Here is a 14343-nt window from a genome sequence, read left to right on the forward strand (position 1 = left end):
GTTGTAGACGCAGAGCTTGCTCGCGTGAGAAGTGACAGCTTCTAATTACTTACCACCGATATAACTGATGCTTTATTTACGAGCTTCGCTCGTCGCGTCAGCAAGCTGCACGCCTACAAGCAAAACCATCCCAATCTTTAAATCTAAACTCCGAGTTTATTTATCCGTTGTAGACGCTGAGCTTGCTCGCGTGAGAAGCGCCAGCTTCTAATCACTATATCTAAGCCCACTTAACCCCTTTCTAAAGCTGCTCTTTAATATTACCTATGTTATTTTAAACACCTTGTTTAAAAGGATATTGCAGTATGTTTAAAACCCTATTTATTACGTTATTTTTTATTTTTAGCGCCATTTTTATTGCAAGCGTGCAAGCCAACGAAGCTAACAACTCACTTGTAGTAGGTGCGCAGCAATATGCTAAATATTTACCGCAGTTAAAAAATAAACGTGTAGGGCTAGTAGTTAATCAAACATCAATGGTATGGCACACTCACTTGGTAGATGCGCTGCTGACTAAAAATATTAATATAACTAAAATTTTTGCACCTGAGCATGGCTTTCGCGGCGATCACGATGCGGGCGCACATGTAAAAAATGCCGTTGATAGCAAAACTGGGATTCCGCTTATTTCTATTTACGGTAAAAATAAAAAACCAAGCCAAGCTGCTTTAGTCGATGTTGATGTGATTATTTTTGATATTCAAGATGTGGGAGTGCGTTTTTATACCTACATAAGCTCTATGCACTACATGATGGAAGCCGCTGCAGAGCAGGGGATAGAATTTTTGGTGCTGGACAGGCCCAATCCAAATATTGCCTACGTTGATGGGCCAATATTAGAGCCAGAATTTAAATCGTTTGTAGGCATGCACCCAATTCCTGTTTTACACGGGATGACCGTTGGCGAACTTGCCAAAATGATCAAGGGTGAGGGCTGGATCAATAAAGCGCCCGCTTTAAAACTAACCGTGATCCCTGTTGATCATTACACTCGCAAAAGTACTTACAGCTTGCCTATAAAACCCAGCCCTAACTTACCTAACGATCAAGCCATTGCGCTTTATCCGTCGCTTTGCTTTTTTGAAGCAACGCCTATCAGTATTGGCAGAGGTACCGACTTTGCGTTTCAAGTAATTGGCTATTCACCAGTTGCATTAGGTGATTTTAATTTTACACCGCGCGCAATTAAAGGCGCTGCTTTAAACCCTAAATTTAAAAACCAAACCGTGCAGGGGCTCGATTTAAGACAAGCAAATATTTCAGACCTAAATTTAACTTACTTAATAAACGCGTACACGGAGCTTAGTAAAAATAACATCTCGTTTTTTGAGCGCGCTGACTTTATGGATAAACTAGCGGGCACTAATAAATTACGCTTAGCTATTGAAGCAGGGCAATCAGAAGCGCAAATAAAACAAAGCTGGCAGGCGGGGCTTGCGCAATTTAAAGCGCAAAGAGCGCCTTACTTGTTATATAAATAAGGGCTAAGCATGTTTATTGCTTTAAAAAATCAAAGGTATGGTTATATCAAACAAGCATTTATAGTGGCATTGAGCTTTATTATTGTGGGTTGTAGTACACCACCTGAGCCTATTAGCTCGGTGCTACCACTTACAAAAAGCCAACTTGTAGAGCTGCCTAATGCACAAGTGGTTGTAACGTTTCCAGAGGTAAATCCAAGTAGCCGGTTTTATGTAAATAACCGAGGAACGTTTAAAGCTTACAAAGGGCGCGGGCAATTATTAATACAAAACCACAACGCACAAAGCGCCGATATTTACATTAATAATAAAAAGCTCAACGTTAACCAACTAAGCGCCAACACCTTATACAATTACAGTTTGGCAAAAAATACTCACAACGGTGTTAATACCTTTAAAGTTGAAAATATTCTCCCTGCTGGCGCAAGTTTAACGCTGCGTTTTGCATTTCCTACTTTAAGCGATGAACCAAAAAAGCATATAGATTTCAATGAAGTAGACACATTAATTGAACGCGATGTAAAAGCAGGTTTTCCTGGGGCTGTATTGGCTGTTGTTAAAAATGGTGAGCTAATAAAGTTAACCGCCTATGGCGATGCAAAGCAATATCAGCAAAGTGATTTAATGCTACTTCGCCCAGAGCCCATGCAAACTAATACCTTGTTTGATCTTGCCTCAAACACCAAAATATTTGCCACAAATTTTGCACTTATGAAATTAGTAAGCGAAGGGTTATTAAATATTAATAAGCCCGTACAAAGCTACCTAAGCGAATATAAAGGCGAAGGGCGAGTACAACGTACAGTAAAAGACTTACTCACACACAGCGCCGGATACCCGCCAGTATTTGACTTTCATCGTAAAGATGGCAGCTATGGTGACGCGTTTTATTCGCAAAACAGTAAAACCACCAAACAGCTATTACTTACCAGCGTCCCTTTTAGTAGTAAATCATCTGGGCAGCCTATTTACTCAGATATTGATTACATGATTTTAGGCGTACTCATTGAGCGCATAACTGGGCAGCCCCTTGACGAATATCTAGAGCAGCAAGTGTACGCACCACTAAAATTAACTAACACGTTATTTAATCCACTTAAAAAAGGCTTTAAGCCGCAGCAATTTGCAGCCACTGAGCTTAGCGGCAACACACGAGACGGGCGCATTAAGTTTGATAATGTTCGCACCAGTGTTTTACAAGGCCAAGTGCATGATGAGCGCGCTTACTACTCACTTGATGGCGTAGCAGGGCATGCAGGATTATTTAGTAACGCTCACGACTTAGCCGTACTTTGCCAGCTATTACTAAATAATGGTGGCTACGGCGACCAACAATTATTTAGTGCAAGCGCCTTAGCGCAATTTTTAACGCCGCAATCAAGCGATGAAACCTACGGGCTTGGCTTTAGGCTAGCTGGTAACAACCAAGCAAGGCGCTGGCACTTTGGCCCTTATGCAAGCGCGCAGGCTTATGGCCACACAGGTTGGACGGGGACAGTGACCGTAATTGACCCCGCTTACGACTTAGCTATTGTTTTACTTACCAATGCTCGCCATAGTGCCATTAAAGGCTCGCAAAAACGTTACGAATTTACAGGCAAACAATTTGAAACCGCACAGTACGGATCGGTGGTGTCGCTTATTTATGAAGCGCTACTAAATCAATAAGCTATCGTATAGGTTAAAACGTACTAACTGTGCCACCTTAAGTGATTTATTTACAGGTGACTTGAGTAAGCCAATCCATTAAGCTAAGCGGTCTATAAAACTAAGCCGGTTTATGTTGTTAGGCTTAACAAATAAGCGTTAAAACGCGTACAAAGCGAGGTTTACTCGCTAATAATTAAGGTTAACTTTTTATGCATTGGTATTCTATTTTACCGCCGCTAATTGCGATTGCTATCGTGTTTTGGCGAAAAGAAGTGATTATGGCGCTACTTGTTGCTGTTGCTTCTTCTGAGTTTTTACTCGCCTTTCAGGGCGAAGGTAATAGCTTGTTTGACACTTTTTTAAATACCATTGAACGTATTATTTCGGTTGCCAGTTCGCCAGGTAATACACGCATATTAATATTTAGTATTTTAATAGGTGCCTTGCTTGCCTACATTCGCGAATCTGGCGGCGTTGCAGCAACTGTTAATATGCTAATGAATAAAGGCATTGCAAAAAGTAAGCGCCAAGTAGGCTTTTTAACCATGTTTACCGGCATTGCGGTGTTTATAGAATCTAACCTGAGCGTACTTACCTCGGGTATTTTATCGCGTGGCTTATTCGACAAATTTAAAATGAGCCGAGCGCGTCTAGCGTACATTATTGACAGCACCAGTGCGCCAGTGTGTATTTTAATACTACTTAACGGCTGGGGCGCATTTGTACTTGGTTTGTTAGGTAACTATGAGCTAGGTGAGTCGGCGGTATCGGTGTTATGGGGCAGCGTAGGGTATAACTTCTACGCCATAATTACCCTTGTCATTGTTTTTTACACCATCGCGTTCGATAAAGTGCACGGCCCAATGAAAGAAGCCGAACAAAAACTAGAGCTTCAAAAAACTGACTTAAAAGAAGAAGTAAAAGGCTCTAAAGCACGTTACATGTTAATCCCGCTTATTACGCTTATTACCAGCATGGTTGGCTTTATGTATTACACCGGTAATGGTGTGCTAGCCGAGGGCAGCGGTTCTAAATCAGTATTATATGCAACGGTTTTAGCCATTGTTGTCGCTTACTTTTTAATGATTGGCTCACGTAAATTTACGCATCATCAATTAGTTGATACCGGTTTTAAAGGTATGGGCGAATTAATGCCACTGGTCGCCATTGTACTGCTTTCGCTTACACTTGGCGCAAGCTTAAAAGAATTGGGTACTGGCGTATTTGTAGCATCACTTGTTGGCGACTACCTACCTATTTACTTAATAGTACCGGTGCTGTTTTTAACCGGCGCGGTAATGTCGTTTACTACGGGTACATCGTGGGGCACGTTTGCTATATTAATCCCAATTGGTGTGCCACTTATTCAAGCGCTAGGTTTACCACCGTCGCTTGTTGTTGGTGCTATTTTGGGTGGTGGTATATTTGGCGATCATTGCTCGCCTATATCCGACACCAGCGCTGTATCGGCTATTGCATCAGGGTGTGACTTACTCACCCACGTTAAAACGCAGCTACCGTACGCCTTATTTGGCGGTGCATTGACGTTTATAGCGTACTTAGTAACAAGCATACTTGTGTTATAAACACATTTCAGGACAAAACAGTTCCAAATACTCAAAAGCCTGCTTAATCGCAGGCTTTTTTGTTTTAAAAATAAAGCATAAAGCGTGCGTAGGTTGGGTTGAGTGACACGAAACCCAACAGATCGCCAATGTGGGTTCCACCTACAAAGCCAAGCATATGTATATTTTTTGTAGGCGCATAGCTTGCTGGCGCGTCGAGCGTTAGCTCGAAAAGTTAAATACAATATGAAACCTTATTCAAGCTTTTGTCGTGCTGGCGACGGCTGCCAAAGATGTAATGCAGCTCAGCCTCTCTAGATTCTCCCAGCATCACGCTATTTCATTTAAATAACTAATTGATGTGAAAGCTATTAGTGAAGATATATTTATGCACGATATTACTCATCAACTACCTGTTTTCATGTCGCGATGTCGGGAAAATTGTTAAACGTGAGATTTATGTTTTAGTTTGACGAGAAACAAGACGAAACCCTTTCGAACTTAAGAGTTTAGACCCATACCTTACGAATTTGCATTTTAGAGATGATAAAGTAATGGCTAGGGTTGGAGTATTTACTCTTGATACAGTTTCACATGCTCCTTTTAATTATTCACAAGGCTTCAACAAATTAATATTTTAATGTAATGTAATATATTAATTTTATCTAGGCGTAATTGGTCATGGACGATAGTGGTTTAGTTAGTTTTTTTAGGGTTGAAAGCTGTGGCCTTTACAGAATTAGGCAAAAGGCTGACGGTGAATTTATTAGCGATGGCTTTCCTGAGATTTCAAAAAGCTTATTTGATTGGTTATCTGACCGCAGCGTACTTAATACCATTCCTTGGGATCCTAAAGAGCACACAAGAAGAGATAAAGTATATTGTAAAGATGTCCACTTTGACTCTTATACAGGCGATTACTTGTTTGTTTTGTGGTTTGCAAATTCTGAAGCCGCTGGAGAGGTTGGAGAGGTTGGAGAGGTTGGAGGAATAGATCTAAACTCAAAAGTAGGAGATACTAATAATGATTCCGAAAAAATAGATGCTAAGAACTCTACAGGTAAAGAGTTAACTATCGGTAAAGCAATGTATTATTGGTTTATCCCATCTCTAAAATTAGTTGCTTCAATTAATTTTAAGCATTCAAAAACAGATATCGAAGCTTTTACAACCTACATAAAAAAATGGTTTGATAATAAAAATAAACATCCAAACAAAACATAAGTAAATCCACTCATTTTCATCCTAAATTGGGAACAGAGATATCTAGAGTATCAGTTTCTTATTTATCTAATGATAAAAGTTTTTCTATGAGGTTTAAGTTCAAAGCTGTAGAAAAAGAAACGAATATTTTCAGTATGGACAAAAGCCTTTTATCAAAAAAATATCGCACGTTGTTGTCAGGGATACGGTTACAACTATTCCTGATAGCGTAAGAAGTTCAGGTGTGAATTTATGGGATAAAATCAGTAAAAAGAAAACGCAAATCCCGAAAACTCAACAAGTCGAAGTTGTCGAACAAGTATCGTTATCTGAAGATGAAGTTGACAATATAATTAAGTTATACTCAGATGAGATAAATCCAAAGGATGAATGGAATAACATTGGTTTTAGAGAAAATGATTCACCTAATACGAAGTGGTTTTCTACCTACACACACAGGCCAATTATTTTGATGAATTCAAATGAAAAGCATAATAGCCTTTTCTATAAAGCTGAAACGCTTTGGACTGAAGTGATAGCAAAGAGAGATGACTTACTTTTAAACATTAAGTCTCATTTAGAGGTGGAAAAGAAATTAGCTGAGAGTGAAATTTCAGAGTCACATGCTATGAAAAGTGAAGATATAGCACAACCTACTCTAGCTATTGCCGTTGGAGAAACTGTGTGAAAAAAATCGTTGTTACTTTAGGTATATTGTCATTTTTTTTGGTGTATTTCTTTTCAGGTAATATAGTATCCTCAGAAATAAAAGACATGCTTGGGAGTCTTTTAGGTGTATCTGCAGCAGTTCTAACTATAAGTGGTTTGTGGTTAGCGATTTTATATCCAGAAGCCGTTCGCGATTTGGCTAAAGAAAAAATAGCTACTAAAGAAGAAAGTTATAATGTAAAAGTAGTTGAAAAGCTTGTTATTTGTATTGTTTCATCTTCATTGATTATGTCATTCGTTGTGTTAAGGAGCCTTATTTATGGCCTATATTCACCGGGTTTTAATCCTTCATTAGAGTTATATATAAATTTCGCTGGAATGTGGATACTAGTATTTGCAATATTTATGCAATTATTAACTTTTTATGTAGTGATCACACTTTGTTTAGATTTTGCTTCAAAACTTCATGATTTATTAGAAAATAAAAAAAGTGATGATGATTTACTTTAATGCTTAGTATTAAAGTAAATCATAAAAAGATAACTTTTTCTTCGAAAACCATCCTAAGCCCCACACTGCCTAACCCCAGCACCCGCATGTTTAAGCGCAATAATTTGCCCTTTACCGTTATGCGCCATAGCGAGCATATCACCCGTATTTAGACCACTTTCTACTGCGTGTTTACCTTTTAAATCACTCAACAGCGAATACTTAATTTGCACGAGTACCTCGTCGTTACAGCTGGCTATGTACCAGTCGTTATCTACCTTCACTAGAGTGCCGTATTCTATATGGCGTTGTTGGTGGCGGCGTAAATCGTTAGCTAATTGACTATCAAGCGCGTGTTTTTGCTCGTTTATGGAGCTTGCGTAGCTACCAGCTTGGTTTATTTCGTGTGTTTTTATAATTGAATAGTCGTGAATATCTATAGTGTTAAGTGCGGTGTTATGTACGGTTTTAGGCGTGGTATTTATGCTGTTGTTATTATCAAACACAATAAATGCAAACACACCCAGTGCGCAGGCTAGGCTGGTTAGCTGTAGCGTAAAGCCGATCTTTTTAGGCTTTGCATGCACAGCGTTATTAAGTAGCGCTTTTTGCTGAGCGCTTGTAAGTGTAGTGCGCGCTTTTCGCTCTTTAAAGTGTTGTGTGAGCTTTTGATCAAGCGGCTCATCAGGCTTGTTCATTGTTTGCTCCTAATAAACGTTTAAGGTTTTGCTTGGCATAACGCAGCCTTGTTTTAATGGTCTCAAGGCTGCTTTGCGTTATAAGCTCTATGTCGGTGAGCGAAAAGCCTTCTTGTTGCAAGGTTATGGCTTCGCGCTGTACAAAGCTGAGTTGTTTTAGCGCGGCGTCGAACGCGTCATAGCTTATGTTTGAGCTGCCTATATGCGAGTCTCGACTAGTTAAGTCGTTTTCGCTTTTATCATTTTGTGCTGCTAAATACGTATTTTCGTCAAACTCTACAAAGTGCTGTTGCTTGCGGTATTCGTCAATGAGTGTGTTGCGGGCAAGTTTAAACAACCACGCTTTAGGTGTGGTTTGCGCTTGGTAAAGGTGGCGTTTTTCGATTACTTTTAGCCATGTTTGTTGGCTTACGTCGTATGCTAAATGCGTATTAGATTGCGTAACAAGGTAGTGGTATAAGTCGTTACTGTAGAGGGCAATAAGCTGCTCTAAGTAACGATTGTCGCCACTTTTTGCGTAACTTGCCATGCAGTCCTTGCTTGGCGTTTCAAATAACCATGACTTAATACTTAGTAGCATAGGCGTTTAGTCCATTAAATAGAGTTATCTAATTTAAAATCGAGCTGTACGGTTTGACCTGTTTGTAATTGTGCCACACCTTCAATTACTTTGGGGCGATATTTCCAGCGTTTAATTGCTCTTATTGCTTCGCGATTAAAGGTGCGTTTGGGTTCGGCGTTAATAACTACTGGGTCGATTACTTCCCCCGTTGGCGAAATACTAAAGCTTAGTTGCACCCAACCTTCAATACCATCGCGCGCTGCTGTAGTTGGGTATTTAGGGTTTATGCGCACTATGGGTGTTGCATCCCCTGTTGGGCGATTAATGGTGTTGTTAATGTCGTCACCAAAATCATCAATTGTAACTGGCGTAAAGTCGCTAATTGCCAGTACAGGATCCGCTGATGTATCAAGCAGTGGTGCTTTTGGCGGCACTTTAGGCATTGGCGGTGGCGGCTGTATTTTTTGTATATGCCTGACTTTTGAATCCTCAGGTGCCTGAAAAATCTCTACTATAATATCGCCCCCTGGTTTAACCGGTGCGCGTTGCTCGCCACTTATTAAATATTGCATAAACGCAAAAGCTGCAAAGGTCATTGCGGCGCCGCCAATAACGGCGGTCGATGTTTTAATAAATACTGGGTTGTTAGGTACTTCAAGTGTGTGCATAAGCCGCTCCAAATTAATGCATTAGGGTGTTTTCAAAGCTATAACGGGTGGCAAATCAAAAAGGGGTGAAATAATTTTATAAAAAATCTGGGGTTTAGTTACAATAGCCATTCGCATTCTTTTACTTATTAACTTTTTAGGCTGTTATGCAACTCATTGAAATAAATAAAGCGCGTTATCGTAAACATTTAAACCGTGTTATTGCAGGATGTGGTATTGGTTTGGCTGTAGGCAGCTTGGCTATATCGCAAACGCTGATTGCTTTATTTCCTGATGAAAGTGGTAGCCACTTTCATTGGAACTTAATAGGTGTTGCTATTACAAGCGTTGGGCTTGCGTGGTTACTTAATAAATACCGTACACATAGCTTTATGACTGAAGTTGTTTATGTGTGGGAACTTAAAAAAGCACTTAATAAAATAACCCGTAAAATGGCTAAGTTAAAAGCCGCTGGCCGTGAAGGCAATGCCGATGCGTTATTAGCGATTCATTATAGCTACGCGGGCTCTCGGTTATTGTGGCAGCTAGACGATAATCTAATCACCATGGACGATTTAGCCATTAAACAAACTGAGCTTGAATCTGTTGCAGCGCAACATAACGTAACGCTAAATGCTGATGAGTATGATGCGAGCATTTTAAAACAGTTTTAGTTTTTAATGTTTAAAGGAGTGTCTAATGAAAAAAATATTAGTTGTTTGTTTAGGTAATATTTGCCGCTCGCCAACCGCAGAGGCGGTATTAAAAGCCCGCGCTAAAAAGCTAGGTGTTGATGTTAAAGTTGATTCGGCTGGCACTATTGGTTATCACGAAGGTAAAACGCCTGATAGTCGCTCAATGGCTGCAGGCGAAAAACGTGGTTATAGTTTTAAAGGTATTTATTCGCGTAAAGTACGCACAAGTGACTTTACTGAATTTGATTTAATTTTAGCGGCCGATACACAAAATTTAGCTGATTTAAAAGCCCAGTGCCCTGCGCATTTACAGTACAAATTAGCGTTGTTTTTAGAGTTTGGTGAACAGAGCGTTAGTGCGATTCCCGATCCTTATTACGGCGGTGATGATGGCTTTGAAAATGTGCTTGATTTAATTGAAGCCGCAAGCGACAAAATACTGTCAAAAATTTAAAAGGTATGGTTAAGTTATAGTTAATGAATGACTGTTAATATGCCATTGGTAATTTAGGTAAGAATACTGGGCTTATTGCAATTCACTCTATTGTAATTGGTACACCTTTTTGGAGAACGATATGAATTCAGTTAAGAAAATAGCAATGACAATGTGTATAGCACTCCCTGTATTTGCTCATGCTGGGGAGTCTATTGTTAAATGGCATGACTTTAACGATTATCGTGATGTACGAGCGTCGAATCAAGCCAGAGGGTCGTATCATAAACACATTGCAAGTAGCTTTGAAAAACATATGGCTAAGCTTGCTGAGCAGCTACCAAAAGGTTATAAATTAAACGTAGAGTTCACTGATTTAGATTTAGCCGGTGATGTGCGATACGGCGGTATGGATGAAATACGTGTAGTAAAACCAATCTATTTTCCGCGCATTAAGCTCAATTATTCGTTAACAGATAAAGATGGTAGCGTACTTAGTAAAGGCAGTGATGTAGAGCTTAAAGATATGGGCTTTATGGATAAAATTAAAATGGGCCGCGAAGAATCATTTTATTACGAAAAACGCTTATTAACGCAGTGGTTTGGTGAACAAATATTACCAAGTTTAGATTAACTTAAAATAAAAATGCCGCTAAATAGCGGCATTTCTATTTTTAAGTTTTACTTAAAAGTAGCTAACAGCGTGAGTATTTGCTGTAACTTAATAACGGTAGTTTTAAGTTTTTCTTCATCAAAACCATCGTTAGATAAGCTTTCAACGTCAGCGGCTACGTCAAGAACATACGGCTTAAAGCGTTTAGCTTCAAAGCTAAATCCAGCATCTTGTGCAAATAAGGCTTTAAATTTGCCATGGCCTTGCTGCTGTAATTCATCGAGTTTTTTGTCGGCATCAAGCGCCTGACGATAAACAATTTTTAAATTAGTATTGAGTTGTTCAATAATTGAATCCATGGTTTTCCTAAAGCTTTGTACTGCATGGCCGACATAATACTTGGATTACATTTAAAAGTCAGGTTTGTTATATGAATATATCAGGCACAAGTTTACCCGCTGTTTCTGGCTCAGGCCAAGGCAGTGAGCTTTATAGCGCTGCTTTATCTAAAAAGCAGCAACTAGCAGATGGCGCAGCAGCACTTGCACTTATTGAAGGTGCTGCACAATCGTCAAGTGCACAAACACCGGCTAAGTCGGTAACGGCATCATTGGGTAACAACGTAAATATATACGTTTAAATTAGCTTAAGATCGATAGGTGTTTTGCTTTTTTGACCACCTATTTCTCTAACTAACTTAGGCACTAAAAATCCAGGCAGAGCTTTTAATAGCTCTGCCATTATTTTTATTGCGTCTTCTTCGTTAATATCAAAGTGGCTGGCCCCTTCAACTTTATCTAGCAAATACAAATAATACGGTAATACGTCTGCGTCAAATAACGCTTCGCTTAAATTTATTTGCGCATCGAGCGTATCGTTCACATCTTTTAAAATTACAGCTTGGTTTAAAAGCGTTACGTTTGCTTGTTTAAGCTTTTGCATAGCTGCTTTAAAATCGGAATCTATTTCGTTTGCGTGGTTTATGTGATTAATAAAAATGATTTTTAATGGCGATTTTGCTAATCGCTCACATAACTCATTGGTAACTCGCGCCGGTATAACTACTGGCAAGCGGCTATGAATTCGCATTCGTTTAATTTGTGGTAATTGCTCAAGCTCATCTAAAAACCAGCTTATTGCATCATCTTTGGCCATAAGTGGATCGCCGCCACTTAAAATCACTTCGTTTATATCAGCATCTGATTTTATGTAGCTTAGTGTTTCAAGCAGTACTTTTTTTATTAAGTTGGTTTTCTTGATACGGAAAATGCCTTCTAAAGCAGTAACGACAATTTACTGCACAGCCGGTTTTAAACATCACCAAAACACGTGATTTATACTTATGTAAAAGGCCTGGTTGGTCGTTGTCTTGCTCAAGTAGGGGATCTTTATTAAAACCCGATTTAGTCAAAAATTCTTGATGGCGTGGCATTACTTGTAGCAAAAGAGGATCGTTTGGATCGCCTTTGCGTATTTTTTTTATAAAAGGGATAGGCACGCGTACCGGAAATAAACTACGGGCTTTTAGGTCGTTTTCATGGACTTGGCTCGATAAACCGACCATTTCAAGCAAGGTCTTTGGGCAGGTAACTACATTTGCTAATTCTTTTTGCCAGTTTTTATGCAAATTTGCTTCATTTCTTTGTATCATTGGCATGTAGATTACTCGAAAAAATATAAATAGAGGAAACGATGGCGAATTATAGCACCAACGAGTTCAAGGGCGGCCTAAAAATTATGATGGACGGCGAGCCTTGCAGTATCTTAGAAAATGAAATGGTAAAACCTGGTAAAGGCCAGGCGTTCAACCGTGTTCGTATCCGTAAACTTATCTCTGGTAAGGTGCTTGAAAAAACCTTTAAATCGGGTGAATCAGTTGAAGGTGCTGATGTAATGGATACAGATTTAGCGTATCTATACACAGACGGCGAATTTTGGCATTTCATGAACAACGAAACATTTGAGCAAATTGCTGCTGACGAAAAAGCACTAGGCGATGCTGTTAAATGGTTAGTTGAAAATGATTTATGTACAATCACATTATGGAACGGCAGCCCTATTGCTGTTACACCACCTAACTTTGTTGAGCTTGAGATCACTGAAACAGATCCTGGCCTTAAGGGCGATACAGCGGGCACTGGTGGTAAACCAGCAACGCTTAGCACAGGCGCTGTGGTACGAGTTCCATTATTCGTACAAATTGGCGAAGTAATTAAAGTAGACACTCGTAACGGTGAATATGTAAGCCGTGTTAAGTAAGCTTTAACATTGTTTATAAAATCCCAGCTTAAGCTGGGATTTTTTTTGGAGAAAATATGTCAGCAGATCTTTGGGCCCCAAGCGCAAGCATTGAAACACTAAAACAACGTGCAGCGATATTACGTAGCATTCGTGAGTTTTTTTATACGCGTAATGTAATGGAAGTAGAAACGCCGAGCTTAAGTGCTGCCAGTGTAACTGATGTGCACTTAGCCAGTTTTAATACTAAATTTGTAGGCCCAGGGCACGCAGGTGGGCTTCCTCTATTCTTACAAACATCTCCAGAGTTTGCTATGAAACGCTTGTTAGCGGCAGGCTCAGGCGCTATTTTTCAGCTTTGTAAAGCATTTAGAAATGAAGAAGCCGGTAGTCATCACAATCCTGAATTTACAATGCTGGAATGGTATCGCCCAGGCTTTGATGAATTTGCACTTATGGATGAAATGGATGAGCTAATGCGGCTTGTTTTAGATGTCGAGCCGGCAACAAGGCTGACTTATCAGCAAGCGTTTGAACAAGCACTTGGGCTCGATCCGTTAACAGCAAGCATAGAGCAATTAAAGCAACTAGCGTGTGAGCAGGGATTTGCTGATATAGCCCAAAATGAAACGCATAAGGATACCTTACTGCAATTATTATTTTGTATGAAAGTAGAGCCCACAATAGGGCAAGATAAGCCATGTTTTGTGTATCACTTTCCAGCTTCTCAAGCGGCACTGGCACAAATTTGTGAACACGATACACGTGTAGCAGGGCGCTTTGAGCTTTATTATAAAAATATGGAATTGGCTAACGGCTTTAACGAACTCATAAATGCTAGTGAGCAAGCTAAACGTTTTAATGAAGATAACGCATACCGCGCTGTAAACGGTTTAAAACAAGTACCAATGGATACGCGTTTAATTAAAGCGCTGGAGCATGGATTACCACAGTGCGCAGGGGTGGCTTTGGGGATTGATAGACTTGTAATGCTCGCAACAAATAAAGAAAAAATTAAAGACGTAATAGCGTTTGATGTGCAAAGAGCGTAATGCTGGACTTGTAGGCGCACAGCTTGCTGGCGCGTTAAAGCGAAGCTTTAAGGTCTTTTTATTTGGTTAGTTTAAAGTAATAAGAAGCTTCGCTTCTCACGTGAGCAAGCTCTACGTCTACAACACATTTTATTATTATTTATGTTTGATATGCAAAGAGTGTGATGCTTGACCTTTAGGTGCGAATTTATTTCGCGCACGTGCAACTTAACTTTATAAATAAGCGAGGTATAAAACCTCACCTACAGCATGGAATATAAACCTGTAGGTGCGAATTTATTTCGCGCTCATGTAATTTAACTTTATAAAAAAGCGAGGTATAAAACCTCACCTACAATAAACATCAAG

At 39.6% G+C, this 14343-nt stretch carries 16 protein-coding genes and 1 pseudogene; 12 read left to right on the forward strand and 5 right to left on the reverse strand.

Going from position 1 to position 14343, the window contains the following annotated elements; genetic code table 11:
- Positions 1 to 305: 305 nt before the first annotated feature.
- The 6 genes from P20495_RS07010 to P20495_RS06985 all read left to right on the forward strand — a co-directional run bounded on the left by P20495_RS07010 (position 306) and on the right by P20495_RS06985 (position 7078).
- Complete coding sequence (locus P20495_RS07010; protein ID WP_008137265.1) at positions 306 to 1481, forward strand: exo-beta-N-acetylmuramidase NamZ domain-containing protein; 1176 nt, start codon at positions 306 to 308, stop codon at positions 1479 to 1481.
- Between the two features lie 9 nt (positions 1482 to 1490).
- Complete coding sequence (gene pbp4b / locus P20495_RS07005) at positions 1491 to 3149, forward strand: penicillin binding protein PBP4B (RefSeq protein ID WP_008137266.1); 1659 nt, start codon at positions 1491 to 1493, stop codon at positions 3147 to 3149.
- Between the two features lie 191 nt (positions 3150 to 3340).
- Complete coding sequence (locus P20495_RS07000; protein ID WP_008137268.1) at positions 3341 to 4717, forward strand: Na+/H+ antiporter NhaC family protein; 1377 nt, start codon at positions 3341 to 3343, stop codon at positions 4715 to 4717.
- Between the two features lie 660 nt (positions 4718 to 5377).
- Complete coding sequence (locus P20495_RS06995; protein WP_008137270.1) at positions 5378 to 5920, forward strand: hypothetical protein; 543 nt, start codon at positions 5378 to 5380, stop codon at positions 5918 to 5920.
- 223 nt (positions 5921 to 6143) lie between these two features.
- Positions 6144 to 6587, forward strand: a complete 444-nt coding sequence (locus P20495_RS06990; RefSeq protein WP_008137271.1) for a hypothetical protein — start codon at positions 6144 to 6146, stop codon at positions 6585 to 6587.
- Entirely contained in the window at positions 6584 to 7078 is a 495-nt protein-coding gene (locus tag P20495_RS06985; protein WP_008137273.1) for a hypothetical protein, read from the forward strand. The genes P20495_RS06990 and P20495_RS06985 overlap by 4 nt, the downstream gene beginning before the upstream one ends.
- Positions 7079 to 7131: 53 nt before the next feature.
- Here the strand turns inward: P20495_RS06985 and P20495_RS06980 are convergent, their stop codons facing one another.
- From P20495_RS06980 to P20495_RS06970, 3 genes are read right to left on the reverse strand one after another with little or no spacing between them, the layout of a single operon-like run.
- Positions 7132 to 7755, reverse strand: coding sequence for a hypothetical protein (locus P20495_RS06980; RefSeq protein WP_008137275.1), 624 nt, complete (start codon positions 7753 to 7755; stop codon positions 7132 to 7134).
- Positions 7742 to 8335 (reverse strand): sigma-70 family RNA polymerase sigma factor, encoded by a 594-nt coding sequence (locus tag P20495_RS06975; RefSeq protein WP_008137276.1) that lies wholly within the window; start codon positions 8333 to 8335, stop codon positions 7742 to 7744. Before P20495_RS06975 ends, P20495_RS06980 begins: the two co-directional genes overlap by 14 nt.
- A 14-nt stretch (positions 8336 to 8349) precedes the next feature.
- Positions 8350 to 8985, reverse strand: coding sequence for an energy transducer TonB (locus tag P20495_RS06970; RefSeq protein ID WP_008137278.1), 636 nt, complete (start codon positions 8983 to 8985; stop codon positions 8350 to 8352).
- A gap of 146 nt (positions 8986 to 9131) precedes the next feature.
- Here P20495_RS06970 and P20495_RS06965 point away from each other — a divergent pair, with 146 nt between their 5' ends.
- From P20495_RS06965 to P20495_RS06955, 3 genes are all read left to right on the forward strand, one after another.
- The gene (locus tag P20495_RS06965) at positions 9132 to 9638 is read left to right on the forward strand and encodes a DUF3087 domain-containing protein (protein WP_008137279.1); all 507 of its coding nucleotides are present in this window, start codon (positions 9132 to 9134) and stop codon (positions 9636 to 9638) included.
- A 25-nt stretch (positions 9639 to 9663) separates the two neighbouring features.
- Positions 9664 to 10113, forward strand: a complete 450-nt coding sequence (locus P20495_RS06960) for a low molecular weight protein-tyrosine-phosphatase (protein WP_008137282.1) — start codon at positions 9664 to 9666, stop codon at positions 10111 to 10113.
- A 121-nt stretch (positions 10114 to 10234) separates the two neighbouring features.
- The gene (locus tag P20495_RS06955; RefSeq protein ID WP_008137284.1) at positions 10235 to 10726 is read left to right on the forward strand and encodes a DUF3016 domain-containing protein; all 492 of its coding nucleotides are present in this window, start codon (positions 10235 to 10237) and stop codon (positions 10724 to 10726) included.
- A gap of 47 nt (positions 10727 to 10773) precedes the next feature.
- Here P20495_RS06955 and P20495_RS06950 read toward each other — a convergent pair whose 3' ends face one another.
- Positions 10774 to 11064 (reverse strand): hypothetical protein, encoded by a 291-nt coding sequence (locus P20495_RS06950; protein ID WP_002960798.1) that lies wholly within the window; start codon positions 11062 to 11064, stop codon positions 10774 to 10776.
- A gap of 71 nt (positions 11065 to 11135) precedes the next feature.
- On the opposite strand from P20495_RS06950, the gene P20495_RS06945 reads away from it, so the two are divergent.
- Positions 11136 to 11345, forward strand: a complete 210-nt coding sequence (locus P20495_RS06945; RefSeq protein ID WP_002960797.1) for a hypothetical protein — start codon at positions 11136 to 11138, stop codon at positions 11343 to 11345.
- On the opposite strand, the pseudogene epmB reads toward P20495_RS06945, so the two are convergent.
- Positions 11342 to 12356 (reverse strand): annotated as a pseudogene (gene epmB / locus P20495_RS20745) (EF-P beta-lysylation protein EpmB). The gene P20495_RS06945 and the pseudogene epmB overlap by 4 nt on opposite strands.
- Before the next feature lie 41 nt (positions 12357 to 12397).
- Between epmB and efp the strand changes: the two are divergent.
- Together efp and epmA are read left to right on the forward strand one after the other, a co-directional pair.
- Complete coding sequence (gene efp, locus P20495_RS06940; RefSeq protein ID WP_024596699.1) at positions 12398 to 12964, forward strand: elongation factor P; 567 nt, start codon at positions 12398 to 12400, stop codon at positions 12962 to 12964.
- A 56-nt stretch (positions 12965 to 13020) separates the two neighbouring features.
- A complete protein-coding gene (gene epmA, locus P20495_RS06935) occupies positions 13021 to 13995 on the forward strand; it encodes an elongation factor P--(R)-beta-lysine ligase (protein ID WP_008137291.1) in 975 nt (324 codons plus the stop codon).
- Positions 13996 to 14343 lie beyond the last annotated feature (348 nt).

It is taken from the genome of Pseudoalteromonas sp. BSi20495, assembly GCF_000241185.1.
GTDB classification, from domain to species: Bacteria; Pseudomonadota; Gammaproteobacteria; order Enterobacterales; family Alteromonadaceae; genus Pseudoalteromonas; species Pseudoalteromonas fuliginea.